Source organism: Stenotrophomonas sp. GbtcB23, from assembly GCF_019091045.1.
Taxonomy (GTDB): Bacteria; Pseudomonadota; Gammaproteobacteria; order Xanthomonadales; family Xanthomonadaceae; genus Stenotrophomonas; species Stenotrophomonas rhizophila_A.
In genome coordinates this window covers 145207-165911 of sequence record NZ_JAGXKC010000004.1, presented here as the reverse complement: position 1 = coordinate 165911, position 20705 = coordinate 145207, and the positions used below count along the sequence as shown (strand labels likewise).

At 67.1% G+C, this 20705-nt stretch carries 19 protein-coding genes; 4 read left to right on the top strand and 15 right to left on the bottom strand.

All coding sequences use genetic code 11. The features are described 5' to 3' along the window. On the top strand, positions 1 to 311 hold a 311-nt coding region (locus KVS69_RS03345; protein WP_217536897.1), incomplete at its 5' end, for a hypothetical protein. Positions 312 to 410: 99 nt separating this feature from the next. Here the strand turns inward: KVS69_RS03345 and KVS69_RS03340 are convergent. After that, entirely contained in the window at positions 411 to 821 is a 411-nt protein-coding gene (locus KVS69_RS03340; RefSeq protein ID WP_217536894.1) for an RNA-binding S4 domain-containing protein, read from the bottom strand. A gap of 9 nt (positions 822 to 830) precedes the next feature. Further along, positions 831 to 1064, bottom strand: a complete 234-nt coding sequence (locus KVS69_RS21320; RefSeq protein ID WP_083214258.1) for a hypothetical protein — start codon at positions 1062 to 1064, stop codon at positions 831 to 833. Between the two features lie 151 nt (positions 1065 to 1215). Here KVS69_RS21320 and KVS69_RS03335 point away from each other — a divergent pair, with 151 nt between their 5' ends. Then, complete coding sequence (locus KVS69_RS03335) at positions 1216 to 2682, top strand: MATE family efflux transporter (protein ID WP_068850286.1); 1467 nt, start codon at positions 1216 to 1218, stop codon at positions 2680 to 2682. Between the two features lie 167 nt (positions 2683 to 2849). On the opposite strand, the gene rplS is transcribed toward KVS69_RS03335, so the two are convergent. The 7 genes from rplS to ffh all read right to left on the bottom strand — a co-directional run bounded on the left by rplS (position 2850) and on the right by ffh (position 8564). Then, a complete protein-coding gene (gene rplS, locus KVS69_RS03330; protein WP_068850284.1) occupies positions 2850 to 3257 on the bottom strand; it encodes a 50S ribosomal protein L19 in 408 nt (135 codons plus the stop codon). Positions 3258 to 3431: 174 nt separating this feature from the next. Further along, positions 3432 to 4175, bottom strand: a complete 744-nt coding sequence (gene trmD, locus KVS69_RS03325; RefSeq protein ID WP_093533114.1) for a tRNA (guanosine(37)-N1)-methyltransferase TrmD — start codon at positions 4173 to 4175, stop codon at positions 3432 to 3434. Between the two features lie 3 nt (positions 4176 to 4178). Then, on the bottom strand, positions 4179 to 4691 hold the full coding sequence (rimM, locus tag KVS69_RS03320) for a ribosome maturation factor RimM (protein WP_068850280.1): 513 nt from the start codon (positions 4689 to 4691) through the stop codon (positions 4179 to 4181). Between the two features lie 42 nt (positions 4692 to 4733). Further along, on the bottom strand, positions 4734 to 4994 hold the full coding sequence (rpsP, locus tag KVS69_RS03315) for a 30S ribosomal protein S16 (RefSeq protein ID WP_068850278.1): 261 nt from the start codon (positions 4992 to 4994) through the stop codon (positions 4734 to 4736). Between the two features lie 227 nt (positions 4995 to 5221). After that, positions 5222 to 6010: an aminotransferase class IV family protein gene (locus KVS69_RS03310; protein ID WP_217536891.1), complete on the bottom strand. Its 789-nt coding sequence runs from the start codon at positions 6008 to 6010 to the stop codon at positions 5222 to 5224. Beyond that, a complete protein-coding gene (locus KVS69_RS03305; RefSeq protein ID WP_184125347.1) occupies positions 6007 to 7083 on the bottom strand; it encodes a nitronate monooxygenase in 1077 nt (358 codons plus the stop codon). The genes KVS69_RS03310 and KVS69_RS03305 overlap by 4 nt, the downstream gene beginning before the upstream one ends. A 101-nt stretch (positions 7084 to 7184) precedes the next feature. Further along, a complete protein-coding gene (gene ffh, locus KVS69_RS03300) occupies positions 7185 to 8564 on the bottom strand; it encodes a signal recognition particle protein (RefSeq protein WP_068850272.1) in 1380 nt (459 codons plus the stop codon). Between the two features lie 96 nt (positions 8565 to 8660). Here ffh and ccsA point away from each other — a divergent pair, with 96 nt between their 5' ends. Continuing rightward, entirely contained in the window at positions 8661 to 9455 is a 795-nt protein-coding gene (gene ccsA, locus KVS69_RS03295; protein WP_068850270.1) for a cytochrome c biogenesis protein CcsA, read from the top strand. 30 nt (positions 9456 to 9485) lie between these two features. On the opposite strand, the gene KVS69_RS03290 is transcribed toward ccsA, so the two are convergent. The 3 genes from KVS69_RS03290 to radA all read right to left on the bottom strand — a co-directional run bounded on the left by KVS69_RS03290 (position 9486) and on the right by radA (position 15154). Then, on the bottom strand, positions 9486 to 11792 hold the full coding sequence (locus KVS69_RS03290) for a hypothetical protein (RefSeq protein WP_217536889.1): 2307 nt from the start codon (positions 11790 to 11792) through the stop codon (positions 9486 to 9488). A 41-nt stretch (positions 11793 to 11833) separates the two neighbouring features. Further along, entirely contained in the window at positions 11834 to 13690 is a 1857-nt protein-coding gene (locus KVS69_RS03285) for an ATP-binding protein (RefSeq protein WP_217536886.1), read from the bottom strand. An 87-nt stretch (positions 13691 to 13777) separates the two neighbouring features. Then, positions 13778 to 15154 (bottom strand): DNA repair protein RadA, encoded by a 1377-nt coding sequence (gene radA, locus KVS69_RS03280; RefSeq protein WP_093533108.1) that lies wholly within the window; start codon positions 15152 to 15154, stop codon positions 13778 to 13780. Between the two features lie 170 nt (positions 15155 to 15324). Here radA and KVS69_RS03275 point away from each other — a divergent pair, with 170 nt between their 5' ends. Next, positions 15325 to 17382 carry a bifunctional diguanylate cyclase/phosphodiesterase gene (locus KVS69_RS03275; RefSeq protein ID WP_217536884.1) on the top strand — a complete coding sequence of 686 codons (2058 nt, stop codon included), beginning with the start codon at positions 15325 to 15327 and terminating at the stop codon, positions 17380 to 17382. Positions 17383 to 17716: 334 nt separating this feature from the next. Here the strand turns inward: KVS69_RS03275 and cyoD are convergent, their stop codons facing one another. The 3 genes from cyoD to cyoB are packed head-to-tail and all read right to left on the bottom strand — an operon-like array spanning position 17717 to position 20705. Further along, positions 17717 to 18064, bottom strand: coding sequence for a cytochrome o ubiquinol oxidase subunit IV (gene cyoD / locus KVS69_RS03270; RefSeq protein ID WP_093533106.1), 348 nt, complete (start codon positions 18062 to 18064; stop codon positions 17717 to 17719). Beyond that, positions 18064 to 18705 carry a cytochrome o ubiquinol oxidase subunit III gene (cyoC, locus tag KVS69_RS03265; RefSeq protein WP_068850257.1) on the bottom strand — a complete coding sequence of 214 codons (642 nt, stop codon included), beginning with the start codon at positions 18703 to 18705 and terminating at the stop codon, positions 18064 to 18066. The genes cyoD and cyoC overlap by 1 nt, the downstream gene beginning before the upstream one ends. Further along, a complete protein-coding gene (gene cyoB / locus KVS69_RS03260; RefSeq protein ID WP_068850255.1) occupies positions 18702 to 20705 on the bottom strand; it encodes a cytochrome o ubiquinol oxidase subunit I in 2004 nt (667 codons plus the stop codon). The genes cyoC and cyoB overlap by 4 nt, the downstream gene beginning before the upstream one ends.

Below are 20705 nucleotides of genomic sequence, written 5' to 3'. Positions count from 1 at the left end.
CCATCGCCACCAAGTTCGGCGACAAGTGGCCTCACATTGAAGACCGGGTATTCACCGCTGTCTCGGTGCATTCGCTGGAATGCTGGTTGATGGCGCTGCATGCACCAGCGGCAACCAGGTCAACGAAACGCTGTGAAGAGCGCCTGCGGCAGGAATTGGTCAGGCAGAACAAGGCCTATGACAAGAACCACGCCTGCTACACGGCGATTTCGAAAGATTTTCGAAAGACCAAACGTTTGGATGACGCGAGGTCGCGCAGCGTGAGCCTTGATAAGTTTGTGGAGAGCCTTCCCCCGGTGGTCGCGCAGTAAGGCCAGGCTGCCGAACGTTACAGCACCGCCTGGGTCGGCCAACGGCCGACGCTACCGGATGACAGTCGCCCGCCGGCGGTTGGCCGGCCCTTGCGATGCTTACAGCGCGTCAAGGTCACCCAGCGCGCGGATCAAGCGCCGCGCGCGCTTGTCGGGGCGATGCTCCGGCGGCAGGTAACCGTTCTTCATGGCCGCGCGCTGGGCACGCTGCTCCGCCCTGCGCGCGCGGGATGCTTCGCTTTCTTCATACAACTGCTGCGCCACCGGCGCCGGTCCGCGCAGGTCGCTCAAGCCGCGCACCTGCACGTCGTACACCTCATCGCCACGGCTGATCTGCAGCTGCTCGCCCACGCGTACCGCGCGCGAGGATTTCGGGCGCTGTCCGGCCACGTCCACCTTGCCCGTTTCCACGGCCTGCTTGGCCAGGCTGCGGGTCTTGAAGAAGCGTGCGGCCCAGAGCCACACGTCCAGCCGCACGGAGGCGGCCACCAACGGTTGTGCTTCGGTCATGCGGTTGGTTCAGCTCCCCGGCTCGGCCGGTCGTCGATTCAGCGGTTGCGGTGCCGACGGGTTGCCCCGGCACCCGGTGCCACCAATCAGTACGGGTACCCCCGCATCCAGATCGCGGCGCTGGCTGCCGACCTGGCATTCCGGTCGGTCCATCGGCCGTACCTGCGCGTCGCGCAAGCGGTCGTCTGTACTCGAACATGCGGGCAGCGCGGCGGCAATCAAGAGCGCCAGCACGGCGGGGATGAACCGGTCAGCCGGGCGGGTCCGGCCCCGACCCGTGCCGGGTACAGCGGTCGCGGCGATCGTGCAGTGAGACGCGGAGGTGCGCATCGCGATATCCCGTTGATGGGCGTGGTGCTAGTGTGCCGCTGTCCCGCCTTGATCTCCAGAGCCCATGGCCAAAGCGCCGCTTGACCTGACCACCGGCCCGATCGGGCGCAACCTGTTCCTGTTCGCCCTGCCGATCCTGGCGGGCAATATCGCCCAGTCGTTGAACGGCTCGGTGAATGCGGTGTGGGTGGGCCGCTTCCTGGGCGAGGCGGCGCTGACGGCTACCGCCAACGCCAACAACATCATGTTCTTCCTGATCGGTTCGGTGTTCGGCATCGGCATGGCCGCCACCATCCTGATCGGCCAGGCGATGGGCGCCAAGGACATCCCGCAGGCGCGGCGGGTGATGGGCACCAGTGCCACCTTCTTCATCGGGCTGTCGGTGGTGATCGCCATCGCCGGCTGGTGGCTGTCGCACCCGCTGCTGGCGGCGATGGGCACGCCGGCCGCGTCACTGCCGCTGGCCGAGGCCTACCTGCGCATCATCTTCCTGGCCATGCCCACGCTGTACGCGTTCGCTTTCCTCAGTTCGGCACTGCGCGGCGTCGGCGATTCGCGCACGCCGTTCCGCTTCCTGCTGCTGTCGGTGGTGCTGGACATCGGCTTCAATCCGCTGCTGATTTTCGGCATCGGGCCGTTCCCCAGGCTGGGCATCGCCGGCGCGGCGTGGGCCACGCTCATCGCGCAGACGCTGTCGCTGATCGGGCTGCTCTGGTACATGCGCAACAAGCGCCATGTGTTGTGGCTGGGGCGCAAGGACATGCGGCTGTTCAAGATCGACACGGAAATCCTGCGCGCACTGGTGGTCAAGGGCGTGCCGATGGGCCTGCAGATGGTGCTGATTTCGCTGTCGATGATCATGATGATGACCATGGTCAACAGCTACGGCACCGATACCGCGGCGGCCTATGGTGCGTCGCTGCAGTTGTGGACCTACGTGCAGATGCCGGCGATGGCGATCGGTGCGGCGTGTTCGTCGATGGCCGCGCAGAACGTGGGCGCGGGCAACTGGTCGCGGGTGCGGGGCACCGCGCGCAGCGGCGTGCTGTACAACTTCCTGCTGACCGGCGTGTTGATCCTGCCGCTGATCCTGCTGGACCGTTACTCGCTGGCACTGTTCCTGCCCAGCGGCAGCGAAGCGCTGGACGTGGCGCGCCACCTCAACCACATCGCGGTGTGGTCCTTCCTGTTCTTCGGCGTGAACTTCGTGATCTCCGGCGTGGTGCGCTCCACCGGTGCGGTGATTCCGCCGCTGCTGATCCTGGCCGCCTCGTTGTGGGGAATCCGGGTGCCGTTCGCCGAGCTGCTGCAGGATCGCTGGGGCGCCGATGCGGTGTGGTGGAGTTTCCCGGTGAGTTCGTTCTGCGCGATGCTGATGTCGCTGGCGTATTACCGCTGGGGCGGCTGGCGCAAGGCACGCATGTTGCCGGCGCATCGCCAGGAAGTGGCGGCGCCCGCGGAAATTCCCGCATCGCCGCCGTCGCCGGTCGCCGATCCAGCGCCGCCGATTGCCGCAGTCGAACGCGGGTAGATGGCGTAGACACGCATGGCGTGTCCCTACGCGAGCATGGAAGCCCAACGCCCCCTTCGTAGCGACACGCCATGCGTGTCCCACGCAGCCCGAAACGCAAACGGCCACCCGAAGGTGGCCGTCTGGTTGGGTAGGTACCGACCGTTGGTCGGTACCCCACGCCGGAATTACTGGGCAGCCTTGGCAGCCAGGCGCGCGGCCTTGGCCTGCGCAGCAGCAGCCAGATCTTCCTTGATGCGGGCAGCCTTGCCTTCCAGGCCACGCAGGTAGTACAGCTTGCCGGCGCGGACCTTACCACGACGCTTCACTTCGACCGAGTCGATGATGGCGCTGTGGGTCTGGAAGACGCGCTCGACGCCGTAGCCGTGCGAGATCTTGCGGACGGTGAACGCGGAGTTCAGGCCGGCGTTCTTGGTGCCGATCACGACGCCTTCGTACGCCTGGACGCGCTCGCGGTTGCCTTCCTTCACCTTCACGTTCACGACAATGGTGTCGCCCTGGCTGAACTTCGGCAGCTCGCGGGTGATCTGGGCGGATTCGAAGTCCGAGAGGATGGTTTTGTTCAGCTTGCTCATGGGTGCACCGATTGTGTTCGTTCGGGTGGGCGTGTCGTTTCGACAACGTAGGCTCATGCAGTCACCGGACTGTGCTGCACGTTTTTTGTAGGGTTTCCACCGTCAGGCGTGGAAGGCCTGATGGGAATCCGCAATTCTAACCATTGTTCGGGGCAGTTACCACCCCGACGGGCGTTACGGCAGTTCGGCCCTTGCCTGGTCCAGCAGGATCCGGTCGGCCTTGGACAGGCTGGCCTCGTCAAGCAGGTCCGGGCGCCGCAGCCAGGTCCGCAGCAGCGACTGCTGGCGGCGCCAGCGGGCAATGGCCGCGTGGTTGCCCGAGCGCAGCACGTCCGGGACATCGCCCCATTCATGTTGCGCCGGCTGGCTGAAATGCGGGCAGTCCAGCAGCCCCTGCGGGCCTTCGAAACTGTCCTGGGCGGCAGACTCGGCGTCGTTGAGGGCGCCTTCCTGCAGCCGGGTAACGGCATCCACGATCACCGCCGCGCCCAGCTCACCGCCGGACAGGACGTAATCGCCAATCGAGATTTCCTCGGTGACCTCAGCCGCCAGGAAGCGCTCGTCCACGCCCTCATAGCGCCCGCACAGCAGGATCATGCGCGGCAATGCCGCCAGTTCCCGGACCTTTGCCTGGGTCAGCGGCTTGCCCTGCGGGCTCAGGTAAATGACCGGCGCCGGCGCCGGGTCGGCCGCCTTGGCCGCGGCCAGGCAGGCGCGCAGCGGCTCGATCAGCATCACCATGCCCGGGCCACCGCCGAACGGACGGTCGTCCACCCGGCGATAGTTGCCCTCGGCGTAGTCACGCGGATTCCAGCCATGCAGGTCCAGCAGGCCGCGTTCGGCCGCACGGCCGACCACGCCCAGCGCGGCCGACTGCGCCATGAACTCCGGGAACAAGGTGATGACGTCAATGCGCACCGGTCAGAACTCCGGGTCCCAATCAACGATGACCAGGTTGGCCTCGAAATCCACCGATTTCACGAAGTCCGGCTGCACGAACGGAATCATCCGCTCACGGTCGCCCTGCACCACCACCACGTCGTTGGAGCCGGTCGAGAACAGGTGCGATACCCGCCCCAGTTCGACGCCATCAACGGTACGCACCTGCAGACCTTCCAGGTCGACCCAGTAGTACTCGTCGGCCTTCGGCGGCGGCAGTGCGCTGCGTGCTACATAGACTTCGGTTCCGTACATCGACTCGACCACATCGCGGTCGGTGATATCGGGAAACACCGCGACCAGGTGCTTGCCGGACTGACGTCCGCGCGCGCCCTTGAGGGTGCTCTCCTGGCCGGCGGGCGAGCGCAGGATCCAGGGCTGATAGTTGAAGATGGCGGTACGCGGCTCGGTCCAGGACTCGAGCTTTATCTCGCCTCGCACACCAAAAGCGCCGACAATCCTGCCCAGCAGGATGCGGCGCTCGGTATCTTTCATCTGTATATGCCGACGGGCCGCGCCAGGCGCGGCCCTTCAGGATCAGGCCGCAGCGGCCTGGGCCTTGGTCGCTTCCTTGTACAGGTTGCGAACCTTGTCGGTCAGCTGGGCGCCGTTGGCAACCCATGCGTCGACCTTCGGGATATCCAGCACGATGCGGGCTTCGGCGCCCTGGGCAACCGGGTTGTAGTAACCCACGCGCTCGATGTTGCGGCCGTCACGCGCGCTGCGCGAGTCGGTCACGATGATGTGGTAGAACGGACGCTTCTTGGCGCCGCCGCGGGTCAGTCGGATCTTGACCATGGTGTTGCTTCCTCTATTGCCCAGTCGCCAGGATGGCGCGGTAAGCCGGCGATTATAGCGGCGGGGTGCGGGCATTCCAAGCCTGCCCGGGCGGGGGAACCTGAATTGGTCGTTCAGGCCGGTTGAGCAGGGTTGCAGGCGCCGCTTGGGCCGGCCAACGGCCGGCGCTACCGAGCGGCCGCAGCCGGATATCCGGTAGCGCCGGCCGTTGGCCGGCCCAGGCGGTCTCACCCCAACACGGAATCCCACGGCGCCTGCAACAACACTGCCTTGGCTTTTCCGCAGACTCCCTCCGACCCCGGGAACGCCACTCCATCAATGCTCCCGATCGGCCACACCCCCGCCGCATTGCAGGCGATGGCCGCGTCGAACCCGGCCAGGTCGTCCAACCGCACCCGCGCCAGCTGCGGTTCCCCGCCCCACCCGGCCTGCAGCAGGCGCTCCTGCGTTCCGCGCAACGCTGGGGCCTGCGGCCACACCAGTTCGCCGCCACGCCCGAAGGCGATGTTCCAGGTGGTGCCTTCGCTGATCGCACCCTGCGCATCCACGAATACTGCTTCGTCGTACCCGGCCTGCAGCGCCTGCCGACGATGCTCGAACAACGGGAACGTGCCTACATGCTTGAGGTGAGGCAGCTCGCGCTGGTACACCACGCTGCGCACGCGGCGTGCCGTTGCCGGCAGCGTCACCGGCGCCGACACTGCCACCAGCACATCCACCGGCACGACCTGCAGCGGCTTGCGGAAATCGAACGCGCGCGAAAACACCGTCACCCGCAGCGAGGCATCGACCCTGCCTTCGGCCTGCAGCGCCGCCTGCATCCAGGCCTGCACCTGGGTGCCATCCAGCGTGCTGCCAAACAGTTCCTCGGTGCCCTGGCGCAAGCGCCGCAGATGCAGATCGAGCCCCTGCACCGCACCGCCGCGCACCTGCAGCGAGGTGAAGTGGCCGTAGTTGACCAGCGCGCCGGCCAGATCGTCGGCGCTGGCGCGGTGGCCGTTGCAGTACACGCTCATCCCAGCAAGCCGCGCGCGTCGGCCCACAGCGCCTGCAGCACTTCGGCCGCCGGCTTGTCGGGCGCCATCCAGGCCGATTGCCCGGCCCACGCCTGCATCGCGTCGATGCGGTGTTCGCGGTTGGCCTGGGCGCGCATCGGCGCGGTCAGGCCGCGCTGCACCGGGTACGGGCGCGGCGGCGGCGCGGACGGGTCGGCGGCTGCCCGCACATAAGGCGTCGCCAGGCCACGGCCGAGCCGGCCGCTGAAGGCACGGGTCGGCCAGGTATCTTCCGGTTCGGCGGCCGCCAGCGCCTGCGACCAGGCCGGGTCGATCGCGCACTCGGGCGTGCGCAGGAACGCGGTGCCGATCTGCACCGCGCTGGCACCCAGCATCAGCGCGGCGGCGATGCCGCGACCGTCGGCGATGCCGCCTGCGGCGATCACCGGCACCTGCAGGCGGTCGGCCAGGCGCGGCACCAAGGCGAACAGGCCCACCAGTTGGCGCTCGGCAGCCGCCGGATCAAACGCGCCGCGATGGCCACCGGCCTCGAAGCCCTGCGCCACGACCGCATCGGCACCCGCAGCCTCGGCGGCCAGCGCTTCGGCCAAGGTGGTGGCGCAGGCGAACCAGGCGATGCCGGCGTCTTTCAGGCGCTGCACCTGGGCGGCGCTGAAGACGCCCATGATGGTGGAGGCGACCGCAGGCTTCGCGGCAATCAGTGCATCGAACTGCGCATCGAAATCGGCGGGGCCGGCGTCGGCGGCATCTGCCGGCACTTCCGGTCCCCACTGCGCGAGAAATGCCCGGGTGGCGGCTTCGGCATCAGCATCGCGCGCGGGCGCGGCATCCGGGATCCACACATTGACCTGCGCCGGACCGGTGGACTGGGCGCGGAAGGCGTCCATCCACGCCACGATGTCCTGCGGCTGCGAGAGGACCGCGCCCATCGCGCCCATGCTGCCGTGGTTGGCCAGCACGGCCGACAGCGTCACCGGACAGGCGCCAGCCATGGGGGCGAGCAGAATGGGAGACTGCAACGAGAAACGCCGACAGAAACTGTCGGCGCGTTCGAGGATTCGCGGGTCGGTCATGCGGGGCGCACCTTTGGGGTCGACCGTTACAGTCTACGCCGGGCGTCCCTTGGACACGCATGGCGTGTCCCTACGCGGGCGCTCGATGACCGGCGCCTTGATCAGCGGAACGGCATGCCGCCGCGGCCGCCCATGGCACCCATCATGCCCTTCATGCTGCGCATCATGCCCTTCATGCCGCCGCCGGCCATCTTGCTCATCATCTTTTCCATCTGCTGATACTGCTTCATCAGCTTGTTGACGTCGGCCGGGGTCAGGCCGGAACCGCGCGCGATGCGGGCACGGCGCGAGCCGTTGAGCAGGCCCGGGTTGCGGCGTTCCTTCTTGGTCATCGAATTGATGATGGCGATCATGCGCGGCACTTCCTTGCCCTGGCTGACCTGCTGCTTGAGGTGCTCGGGGATCTGGCCCAGGCCCGGCAGCTTGTCCATCAGGCCGCCGATGCCGCCCATGTTCTGCATCTGCTCGAGCTGGTCGCGCATGTCGTTCAGGTCGAACTTCTTGCCCTTGGCGACCTTCTCGGCCAGCTTCTGCGCCTTGTCCTTGTCGACCTGCTGCTCGACCTGCTCCACCAGCGACAGCACGTCGCCCATGTCCAGGATGCGGCTGGCGATACGGTCCGGATGGAACACGTCCAGGCCGTCGGGCTTTTCGCTGACGCCGACGAACTTGATCGGCTTGCCGGTGATGTAGCGCACGCTCAGCGCGGCACCGCCACGGGCGTCACCGTCGGTCTTGGTCAGCACCACGCCGGTCAGCGGCAGCGCTTCGCCGAAGGCCTTGGCGGTATTGGCCGCGTCCTGGCCGGTCATGGCATCGACCACGAACAGGGTTTCAGCCGGGTTCACCGCCGCGTGCAGGGCCTTGATCTCGGCCATCATCGCTTCGTCGATGGCCAGGCGGCCGGCGGTATCGACCAGCAGCACGTCCACGAACGACTTGCGCGCATCATCGATGGCCGCGCGCACGATGGCTTCCGGCTTCTGGTCGGCGCTGGACGGGAAGAACAGCACGCCCACCTGGTCGGCCAGGGTCTTGAGCTGCTCGATCGCGGCCGGACGATAGACGTCGGCCGACACCACCATCACCTTCTTCTTGCGCTTCTCCTTCAGGTGCTTGGCCAGCTTGCCCACCGTGGTGGTCTTGCCCGCACCCTGCAGGCCGGCCATCAGGATGATGGCCGGGGCCGGCACATTGAGGTTCAGGTCGGAGGCGGCCGAGCCCATCACGGCGGTCAGCTCGTCGCGCACGACCTTGATCAGCGCCTGGCCCGGGGTCAGCGACTTGAGCACTTCCTGGCCGACCGCGCGCACCTTGATGCGCTCGACCAGGGCCTGCACGACCGGCAGGGCGACGTCGGCTTCCAGCAGCGCGATGCGGACTTCGCGGGTGGCCTCGCGGATGTTTTCCTCGGTGAGGCGACCGCGGCCACGCAGCCGCTCGATGGTGCCGGAGAGGCGCTGGGTCAGGGACTCGAACATGGAGGCAACCTGTTCAGAACGAAAGACAAAGAGACGCACAGTATAGCGGGTCCGCTGCACTCCCCCGACGGCCCGGGGGTATGCGAAACTGACACGATGACAATCGTTCTCATCGCGACCCTGCTGTACCTGGCCGCCACCGCCCTGCTGGTGCGCGCGGTGGTGCGCGATGACGCCAACCGCTCGCCCACCTGGCTGTGGCCGGCGGTGCCGGCGATGGTCCTGCACGGCAGCTACCACGCACTGGTGGCCCTGCACACCAGCGGCGGGCCGGACATGCACTTCTTCGCGGCGCTGTCCCTGGTCGGGCTCGGGATGGCCTGGCTGACCTCGCTGGTGGCCGCGCGCGGGCGCATGGCCGCACTGGGCGTGCTGGTGTTCCCGATGGCCGCGGCGGTGCTGTGCGTCTACCACGGCTACGGGCATGCACCCAGCCGGCCGCTGGGCTGGCAGCTGGCCACCCACGCCTGGATGGCGCTGCTGGCCTACGCCACCCTGAGCGTGGCCGCGTTGCTGGCGATCATGCTGTGGCTGCAGGAACGCGCCCTGCGCCGCCGCGATTTCCGCCCGTGGCTGCGCGCCCTGCCGCCGCTGGCGGACCTGGAAGCCCTGCTGTTCCGCGTGATCGCGGTGGGCTTTGCCCTGCTCACGCTGACCCTGCTCACCGGCGTGCTGTTCGTGGACGACCTGCTGGCGCAGAAGCTGGTGCACAAGACCGTGCTGAGCGTGCTGTCGTGGATCGTGTTCGGCACGCTGCTGATCGGGCGACGCCGCTACGGCTGGCGCGGCGCCAAAGCGGTGCATTGGACCCTCACCGCCATGGCGCTGCTGCTGCTGGCATTCTTCGGCAGCCAGTTCGTCATCGAACTGGTGTTCGGGCGCGCGCGCTGATCAACCGCCGCGGCGCGCCCGCTGCATCGCTTACAGCCCGTAACGCGCGATCACATCAAGGTGCCGCTGTTCGTCCTGGCCGCAGGCTTCGGCCAGGCGCAGCCAGCACATCCGATGCGGCCAGCCGGCGGTGGCCTCAAGCAGGAACCGGTGCAGCGCCAGCGGGGGCGCTTCCTGAGGCTGGGCGAGGGTGAACAGCACCCCCGGCAGCGGCGCGCCGTCGGTCTGGGTGTCGGCAAGCTGGTAGTCGTCCGCGCTGTGGGTCCACAGCTTCCAGCCGCGGTCCTTGACCGCGTCGGAGAACGCCGCCCAGGCCTCCTCGCCCGGATGCACGCCATCCACCAGCCAGCTCGCCGCATGTCCCCCGCTTTCCAGCAGATGGACTTCGGCATAGGTAGGCATGAAGCGACGGCGTTCTTCTTCATCTTCCGGTGCCGGATGCACCAGTTCGGCGTCGAACACCACCCAGTCGTCCACGCGCTGGCGCCGGTTGGCTGGCGCGTTCTCGACGATGCGCGCGGTGACCGGGCCGGTCCGGCGCGCGTAGTACTCGATCGGGTCGCCACCGTCCATGCAGCGGATGATCACCCAGCCGAAGTTCTCTTCGACGGGGCCTTCGGTGCTGTCCAGTTCCATGCCGACCGCGGCGGCCGATGTACGCACGGCTGCCCAGTCACGAGCCGCGCTGGCTGCCGTCATATGGTCCCAGTGTGCGCTGCGCGGTTCCTCCAGGACCTCGGTGAGGTGGCGGTACTGCGCGGCGGCGTCCGGGAAGCGCTGCATCGCCATCAGGGCCATCGCCAGCAGATTGCGCGCGCCGTGCGAACCGGGCGACAGCGCCAGCAGCGCCGAGCAGGCCTGCTCCAGCGCGGCCCAGTCGGACTGCTTCTGCGCGATCTGTGCCTGGCACCACAGCGCGAACACCGGCACCTGCGCCTGGTAGTGCTGCACCAGCCGTTCCAGCTCGCCCAGGTCGCCACGCTGCACCAGCAGCCGCATCAACGAATACGCCGGGGAGGCATCTTCGTGCGGGTGGCGCTGCACGAACGCCCACAGCAGGGCCAGCGCCTCCTCCTCGGCACCGCAGGCCGCAAGCGCCGAGGCGGCCACGTCCAGCAGGGCCGCATCATCGGGCCGCGCCGCCACGGCCTGCAGCAACCACTGCGCTTCGCGCTCGGGGTCGCGCCCTTCGTTCTGCGCCCCCTCCCCGACCAGCCAGTCCAACAGGGCCTCGGCGGGCACGGGCAGGGCGGCCGCAGCGGGGGCGGCCTCGATGCGCGCGGCCATCGCCGCCACGGCATCGCGGGCGCCCAGGTCCTGGCGCAGGCCATCCAGGTGTTGGCGGGCCATCGCCAGGTGGCGTTGCGCGGTCCACACCGCGCCACGCTGCAGGGCCATGTCCACGCACAACCCGGCAATCTCGATCACAAAACGGTGCGCGCCCACCTGGGCGTAATGCGCCAGGGTGGCGCTCATCCGGCGCCCCAGGTCCCAGCCGTTCCGTTCGGGCGCGCTGCGCACGAGCAGCGCCACCGTGTGCGCCCACATGCGCCGGTAATTCGGCGACACCTGGTTCCACGGCACCAGGGCCTCCAGCGCCTCTTCATCGCGCCCCAGCTGCGCCAGCGCCCAGGCACGCGACAGCCGACGTGGCACGGTGCAGTTGGCCGGCTCATAGTCGCCCTCGGCCTCCACCTCGGCCTGGCGCGCGTCGATCAAGGCCAGGGCCTCGGCGGCACGGCCGCTGGCCAGCAGGATCTTGATGCGCATTTCGGGGAAGCTGTCGTAGACCTTGCCGCCATGCGCCAGCACGGTACCGGCCTGTACGTCCAGGTAGTCCAGTGCGCCCTGGGGATTTCCATCATCCAGCAGCGCGTCGGCCTTCTCGCAACTCAGGCACTGGAAGCAGGCCCAGCTCGGGTCGATCCGCCCCAGGGTTTCTTCGCACACCTCGATGCGTTCGGGCACCCAGCCCGGGCCATCGATGTTGCCGTAACACGCGGCCAGGTCCTGGGTCACGCACACCGACTGTGGGCACTCCACCGTGTCGGCGCGGTGCGCGCGTTCGAACAACGCCACCGCATCACCCAGCGCCGACTCGCCCTCCAGCCGGTTGCCGACCCGGTTGCGCATCTCCCAGTGGCCCACGAACACGTCCAGCCATGGATTTCCAAGCGTCTTGCCGAGCGCACGCGCTTCGGGCAACAGCGCATCCACGCGATCGATGCGCAGCTCGCAGACCTCGTCGGTCAGCCGGGTGAGCAGCTGCGCGCTCTGCGCCTGCCCTGCCTCACCCAGATCGTCCTGCAGTTTTTCCACCCAGTTCCAGATATCCATGCGGTCGTGCCGTCCTGTAATGCGTAAAGAAAATCGAAATGTCAGCGCGGCTGCAGCATCTGCTGCAGGGCCTCGGCGATGTCGCCGAACGCGCGGTTGAGATCACTGCTGGCAGCGCCGCCGTCCTGCGCACGTCCCTGCGCGCTGACGATCACCTTCAGCGAGCGCAGCAGCCGCGCGGCGGCCTCGGCCTGGGGATTGCCGGCGCGCATGGCCGCCAGCAGCGCCTGCACGGCCGGGTTGTCCAGGTTGAGATACAGGCGCGAGGGTGCACGTGCGACGATGCGGGCAGTGAACTGCCGCGCCAGGCGCAGCGCGGCCATTGAAACGCGCTTGTCGTTCTCGTCGTCTTCGAGGCGGCGCTTCAGCTCGGCCTCGCGATCGGGCACCACCACCACCGGCAGTTCAGCCGGGCTGAAGTGCGCCGGCAGCAGCTGCTCGCCATCGCCCAGGTGGGTCTGCAGCCACGCCAGTTCGGCCTCGGGCAGCGTGTCGGTCTGGAACAGCGCGCGATTGCCCTGCTCGGTGCCCAGCTCCACCAGGCGCATGCCCTTGGCCTGGGTCCAGCGCCGCAGGAACGGCACCACGGCATAGCGGTTGCCATGCGCCACCGGCACGCCCATCGCGCGGAACAGCATTTCCTCGAAGCCGCCACCACTGTCCAGGATCACGTGGACCGCGCCACGCGACGGCAGTTCACTGGCGCGGATGTCGCCCTGCGAGCTGGGCACGCGCACGTGCTCGAGCAGCAGCTGGAACAGCCGGTCATCGCAGAGCGAGGCGCCCAGCAGCGCCTCGTTGTGCCGGGCCAGGACGCGCCGCCAGGCTTCGGGCTGCTGCCGGGCGATCTCGACCAGCCCATCGATGAGCGCCTCGCCGAGCGCATGCTGCACCGCGCTGTAGATGTCGTCGCGCTGCAGGTCCTCGCGGCTGGCGGTGGGAGTCAGCCGGCTGGATTCGATCACCCCGCCAATGAACCCGGCCCACGGCGGCAGCAGGTCGCGCGCGTCGTCGTCGAGCAGCATCCCGCGTACGAACACCGACAGGTTGCGGTTGTCGCTGGTGCCGTAGGTCGCGCCATCCTGCACCCACAACAGCCCCACCGCATCGCTTCCGCCTTCGGCGCGCAGCGGCATGCAGGCAATCGGCTCGAAGCTGCGCTCGAAGTGCGTGGCAAATTCCAGCGCGCGGCGCTGCGCCTGCAGCGGATGCAGCGCCACGCCCGCCTGCGGGCGCCACGGCGGCGGCTCGGGATTGATCGCACGCGCGTCATGGCCGATATGGATGGGTTCGCCCAGCAGCGCGCAGTAGCGGCCCAGGATGTCGCGCAGGGTCTGCTCCTGGGCCAGGTGCGTGTAGCTGCCATGCAGTTCCAGCACCACCTCGGTACCCACCGCACGCGGAGGCATCGGCGATACCGTGTACTGCTCGGCATTGCTGGACACATAGCAATGGCCCAACCCGGGTTGTTGGTAGGACGTGGTGCGCACGGTGACCCGGCGCGCCAGCACGAACGCGGACAGGAAGCCCAGCCCGAACATGCCGATCAGCCCCTCGTCATCCTCGCCTGCCTGGCGCAGGCCACGGGTATAGCCCACGCCGACGGTGGCCAGATAGTCGTGAATTTCCTGCTGGGTCAGGCCCGCGCCGGTATCGACGATGCGCACGATGCCGTTCACCGGATCGCCATGCACCTCGATCCGCCCGGCCTCCTGCCAGTCCGCCTGTTCCAGCCGACGGCGCACCAGCGAATCATGCGCGTTCTGCACCAGTTCCCGCAGCGCCACCACCGGGGTGGAATACAGGTGTTTGCCAAGGACCGTCATCAATCCGTTGAGGTCGACACCAGCGCGACGGATCTCGCTGGCGCCCTGCGTGTCCAGGGGAGTCGCTTGCATGTAATCGTTTTCTCTGGCGGGAACGGAAAACTAGCACAGCCCGGCCACGGTTTGCCTGCGCGGCCGCATGCGCCGGAAATGCCCGATTCAGATCGCGTCGATCGCTTCGGACAACCGCTCCACGGCGATGACTTCCATGCCCTTGACGCTGCCGGTCTTGGGCGCATTGGCCTTGGGCACGATGGCGCGCTTGAAGCCGTGCGTGGCGGCTTCGCGCAGGCGGTCTTCGCCGTTGGGTACCGGGCGGATCTCGCCGGACAAACCCACTTCGCCAAAGGCAATCGTCTTTTCCGCCAGCGGCCGGTCCTGCAGCGAGGACAACACGGCCAGCAGTACCGGCAGGTCCACCGCGGTTTCCTGCACGCGGATGCCGCCCACCACGTTCACGAACACGTCCTGGTCGCCCACCAGCACCCCGCCGTGACGGTGCAGCACCGCCAGCAGCATCGCCAGGCGGTTCTGTTCCAGGCCCACCGCCACGCGGCGTGGATTCGACAGCGGTGAGGCATCCACCAGCGCCTGCACCTCCACCAGCAGCGGCCGGGTGCCCTCGCGGGTGACCATCACGCAGCTGCCCGGTTGCCGGGTGCTGCCGCCGGACAGGAAGATCGCCGACGGATTGGACACTTCCTTCAGCCCCTTCTCGCCCATCGCGAACACGCCCAGCTCGTTCACCGCGCCGAAGCGGTTCTTGAACGCACGCAGCAGGCGGAAGCGGCTGCCGCTCTCGCCTTCGAAATACAGCACCGCATCCACCATGTGCTCGAGCACGCGCGGGCCGGCAATGCCGCCTTCCTTGGTCACATGCCCCACCAGGAACACGGCCGTGCCGGTTTCCTTGGCAAAGCGCACCAGCCGCGCCGCGCTCTCGCGCACCTGGCTGACCGAGCCCGGGGCGGCAGTGAGCGATTCGGTCCAGAGCGTCTGCACCGAATCGGCCACGATCAGCTTCGGCCGCGCCGCGCTGGCGTGCTGCAGGATCGCTTCGACCTGGGTTTCGGCCAGCGCGTTGACGTTGTCCAGCGGCAGGTCCAGCCGCACCGCGCGGCCGGCCACCTGCGACAGCGATTCCTCGCCGGTGATGTACAGCACCGGCAGCGTGGCAGCCATCTTCGCCACCGCCTGCAGCAGCAGGGTCGATTTGCCGATGCCCGGGTCACCGCCCACCAGCACCACCGCACCTTCGACCAGGCCGCCGCCCAGCACGCGATCGAATTCGCCGATGCCGGTACTTACCCGCAGGTGCTCGGTCTGCTGCACGTCCTTGAGCGCCATGATCTTCGGCGCATCGACCTTGCCGGCCCAGCCCGAGCGACGCGCCGCCGGCGACTTGGTGGCCGCGGCGCTTTCCAGCGTGATCTCGCTCAGCACGTTCCAGGCGCCGCACTCGGTGCACTGCCCCTGCCACTTGCTGTATTCCGCGCCGCATTCGCTGCACACGTAGGCGGTAAGCCGCTTGGCCATGTCAAATCCAATTCATCGTCTGTCGGGCAGGATAGCCGAGCCGCGTCGCAGCAACCGAGACGCGCGCCCGACCGCCGGCTGAACGCCCCCGCTCAACCTTGCCCCGCCCCGGCCGATACCGTGGCGGGCGCCCGCGCCTTTCCCTTCCCCATGTACATCCAGGCTTTTCCATGACCGGCACCTACAGCCAGAGTCTCGTCGTTTTCTCGCTGCTGGTTGCCATCCTCGCTTCGTATACCGCGTTGGACATGGCCGGCCGGCTGGCCAGTACCGAAGGCCGTGTGGCCCGCTGGTGGCTGGCCGGTGGCGCCGCCGCCATGGGCCTGGGCATCTGGTCCATGCACTTCGTGGCCATGCTCGCCTTCCACCTGCCGATCCCGGTCGGTTACGACCTGGCGATCACCCTGTATTCGCTGGCCGCGTCGGTGGGGGCCTCGGCCTACGCGCTTTGGCTGGTCTCGCGCCCGGAACTGCCGTGGCCGCGCCTGATCGCCGGCGCGGTACTGATGGGCCTGGGCATTGCCTGCATGCACTACCTGGGCATGGCCGCGATGCGCATGGAGCCCGGCATCGAGTACGACCCGCTGTGGTTCGCCGCCTCGCTGCTGATCGCCATCGTCGCCGCCGGCGCCGCCTTGTGGATCGCCTTCCGGCTGCGCACCCAACAGCGCCGTACCGGGCTGCTGCGCGGGCTGGCCTCGCTGGTGATGGGCCTGGCCATCGTGGGCATGCATTACACCGGCATGGCCGCCGCCAACTTTCCGGAAGGCAGCATCTGCGGCGCCGTGTACGCCAACGGGCTGGATACCAAGTGGCTGGCGGTGCTGGTCATCGTCACCACCCTGGCCACGCTGGGCATCGCGCTGATCGCCTCGCTGTTCGACCGCCAGATGCGCACCCGCACCGGCCTGCTCGCCGATTCCCTGGCCCAGGCCAACGAAAAGCTGCTGCAGGCCGCGCTGCACGACCCACTCACCCAGCTGCCCAACCGCATGCTGCTGCAGGACCGCATCGAACAGACCATCGAAAAGGCCAAGCGCCGCAACTTCAGTTTCGCGGTGATGTTCTGCGACCTGGACGGCTTCAAGGCCATCAACGATGCCTACGGCCACCAGCTGGGCGACAAGCTGCTCATCGAGGTGAGCAGGCGGGTCAACGGCCTGCTGCGCGCGCAGGATACCTTCGCCCGGCTGGGCGGCGATGAGTTCGTCATCGTGTTCCAGCTGGATGTGCCCGAGGATGCCGCCGTGGTGGCCGAGCGCATCATCGCCACGGTGGCCGAGCCGTTCGAGATCGACACGCTGGACCTGCAGGTCACCGCCAGCCTGGGCATCGCGATGTACCCCACCGATGCCACCACCGAGCGCGAGCTGATGGCGCATGCCGATGCGGCCATGTACCACACCAAGGACTCGGGCCGTAACGGCTATACGTTCTTCACCGAATCGATGCACGTCAGCGCCAACCGCCAGCTCAAGCTGCTGCAGGAGCTGCGCCGCGCCCTGCAGCGCGATGAGATGGTGCTGCACTACCAGCCCAAGTTCCGTGCCGATGGTGGTGGCGTGATCGGTGCCGAAGCGCTGGTGCGCTGGCAGCACCCGGGGCTGGGGCTGCTGGGGCCGGACACCTTCATTCCGATTGCCGAACGCAGCGGGTTGATCCTGCCGCTGGGCGACTGGGTGCTGGACCAGGCCTGCGCGCAGCTGCGGCAGTGGCATGATGCCGGGCACGCAACGTGGTCGATGGCGGTGAACCTTTCGCCGCTGCAGTTCTCGTCCACCACGCTGCTGGACACGGTAAAGGCGACGCTGGAGCGGCACGGCCTGGCCCCGCACCACCTGACCCTGGAAGTGACCGAGACCACGGCCATGCAGGACGTGGAAGCCAGCCTGCAGATCCTGCACGGGCTGACCGCGATGGGGGTGAAGATTTCCATCGATGATTTCGGCACGGGCTATTCGAGCCTGCTGTACCTCAAGCGCATGCCGGCGACCGAACTGAAGATCGACCGCGCGTTCGTGCGCGACCTGGAAGACAACGCGGAAGATGCGGCGATCGTGTCCTCGATCGTGGCGCTGGGGCGTTCGCTGCAGCTGCAGATCGTGGCCGAGGGCGTGGAAACCGCCGGGCAGCGCGACTACCTCAACGAACTGGGCTGCGACCTGCTGCAGGGTTACCACCTGGGCAAGCCGGTGGACGCCGAGGCGTTCCTGCGCAACGCCGCATAACCGACCAATAGATCCGACTGGTAGAGCCGACTGGTAGAGCCGACTGTTAGTCGGCTGCCCTTCGCGCGGACCCGCCCTGCATTCTTCATGCATGGCGTTGCCGACTAATAGTCGGCACTACCGTCCGGGGCGGCGTTGCCATCCACGGCGGCGTTGCCGTCCAGGGCGGCGTTGCCGTCCAGGGCGGCGTTGCCGTCCGGGTAGCGTTACCGTCCAGGGCGGCGTTGCCGTCCGGGGCAGCGTTACCGTCCGGGGCGTGTTGTCCGCGATGCAGGTTGCAAACAAAAAGGCCGCCCTTCCGGGCGGCCTCTTCGTTTGCATCACCCCCGAAGGGTCAATGCATCATGTGCACGTTCATGTTGTGCATGACCCACAGCGTGCCGGCGACGATGATGCCGATCACCACGACGGTGAAGGCCGCCGCGCTGACGTTCCAGCGCTGTTCCGACGAGCGGTTCAGGTGCAGGAAGAAGATCAGGTGCACGAAGATCTGCAGGATGGCCGCCACCACGATGATGACGCCCGTGGTGAAGACCGGCAGGCCACCCTTCATCACCGCCCAGAAGGGAATGATGGTGAGGACGGCGGCCAGCAGGAAACCGACCAGGTACGACTTGACGCTGCCGTGGCTTTCGCCCGCGGCGCCATGGCCGTGGTCGTGTGCGTGAGTGTCATGTGCCATTACAGCGCTCCCTTCAGGTAGACGACGGAGAACACGCCGATCCAGATCAGGTCCAGGAAGTGCCAGAACAGGCTCAGGCACGCCATGCGGGTCTTGTTGGTCGGGGTCAGGCCGTTCTGCTTGATCTGGATGAACATGATCAGCAGCCACAGCAGGCCGGCGCTCACGTGCAGGCCGTGGGTGCCCACCAGCGCGAAGAACGCCGACAGGAACGCGCTGTGGTCCGGACCGAAGCCCTCATGGATGAGGTGGTTGAACTCCCACACTTCCATGACCATGAAGCCGAAGCCCAGCAGCCAGGTCAGGCCCAGCCACAGGTACATCTGGCCAACCTTGTGCTTGTGCAGCGCGATCATGCCCAGGCCGAAGGTCAGCGAGGACACCAGCAGCAGCGTGGTTTCCCACGCGACGAAGGTCAGGTCGAACAGGTCCTTCGGACCCGGGCCACCGTTGGTGCCGCCGGCCAGCACGATGTAGGTCGCGAACAGGCTGGCGAAGATGAGGCAGTCGCTCATCAGGTACACCCAGAAACCGAAGACGGTGTTCTCGCCGGTGTCGTGGTGTTCGTGGTCATCATGGCCATGGGCCGCCGCGTGTGCGGCGTGCCCGTGGTTCACGTTGTTGGCGATAGTGCTGCTCATGCCTGCAACTCCGATTTCACCAGACCCTGCGCCTGCAGGTGACGGCGGTGCTCGTTTTCGATCCGCTCCACTTCGGCAGCCGGCACGTAGTAATCCACGTCCTTGTCGAAGGTGCGCCAGATGAAGGTGCCGATCATGCCGACCAGGCCAACGATGGCCAGCCACCAGATGTGCCAGATCATCGCGAAGCCGAAGACCAGGCTGAAGGCACCAATCACCACACCGGTACCGGTGTTGCGCGGCATGTGGATGTCGGTGTACTTGGCCGGGCGTTCCCACGCCTCACCACGCTGCTTGCGTTCCCAGAAGTCGTCCAGCTCGGTGACCTTGGGCAGCGAACCGAAGTTGTAGAACGACGGCGGCGAAGAGGTTTCCCACTCCAGCGTACGGGCATCCCACGGATCGCCGGTCAGGTCGGCGGTCTTCTTGCGGTCGCGGATGGACACGGCCACCTGGATGATCTGGCACAGGATGCCGGCGCCGATGATGAACGCACCGACCATCGCAATGACCAGCAGCGGCTGGTATTCCGGGTTCGGGTAGCTCTGCATGCGGCGGGTCATGCCCATGAAGCCCAGGATGTACAGCGGCATGAAGGCCACGTAGAAGCCGATGAACCAGCACCAGAACGCGCGCTTGCCCCAGGCCTCGTTGAGGCGGAAGCCGAACATCTTCGGCCACCAGTAGGTGATACCGGCGAACATGCCGAACACCACGCCGCCGATGATGACGTTATGGAAGTGGGCGATCAGGAACAGGCTGTTGTGCAGCACGAAGTCGATGGCCGGGATCGCCAGCATCACGCCGGTCATGCCGCCGATGGTGAAGGTGACCATGAAGCCGATCGTCCACAGCACCGGGCTGGTGAACTGCACGCGGCCGCGGAACATGGTGAACAGCCAGTTGAAGATCTTCACGCCGGTGGGAATGGAGATGATCATCGTCGTGATGCCGAAGAAGGCATTGACGTTGGCACCCGAACCCATGGTGAAGAAGTGGTGCAGCCACACGATGAACGACAGCACGCCGATGGTGGCCGTGGCGTACACCATGCCCTTGTAGCCGAACAGCGCCTTGCGCGAGAACGTGGCGATCACTTCGGAGAACACACCGAAGGCCGGCAGCACCAGGATATAGACTTCCGGGTGACCCCAGATCCAGATCAGGTTGATGTACAGCATGGCGTTGCCGCCACCGTCATTGGTGAAGAAGTGCGTGCCCAGGTAACGGTCCAGGGTCAGCAGCACCAGGGTGACGGTCAGCACCGGGAAGGCGGCGATGATCAGCACGTTGGTGACCAGCGCGGTCCAGGTGAACACCGGCATGTGCATCAGCTTCATGCCCGGGGTACGCATCTTCAGGATGGTAATGAAGAAGTTGATACCGCTCAGTGTCGTTCCTAGACCTGCTACCTGCAGGCCCCAGATGTAGTAATCCACACCAACCCCTGGACTGAACTCCTTGCCCGACAACGGCGGGAAGGCCAGCCAGCCGGTCTGCGCGAATTCACCCACGCCCAGCGAGATCATCACCAGGCCCGCGCCCGCCACGAACAGCCAGAAGCTGAGCGAGTTGACGAACGGGAAGGCAACGTCGCGCGCGCCGATCTGCAGCGGCACCACTACGTTCATGAGGCCGGTGATCAGCGGCATCGCCACGAAGAAGATCATGATCACGCCGTGGGCGGTGAAGATCTGGTCGTAGTGGTGCGGCGGCAGGAAGCCTTCGGCGCCGTTGGCGGCGATGGCCTGCTGGGTACGCATCATGATGGCGTCGGCAAAGCCGCGCAGCAGCATGACGAAGGCGACGATGAGGTACATCGCGCCGATCTTCTTGTGGTCAACCGAGGTGAACCACTCTTTCCAGAGATAGCCCCACAGCTTGAACTTGGTGATCAGGGCCAGCACGAGCAGGCCACCGATCCCCGCGCCAACCAGCGTGGAGATGATGATCGGGTCGTGCGGGATGTCAGCGAATGTCAGTTTGCCCAACGGATTCAT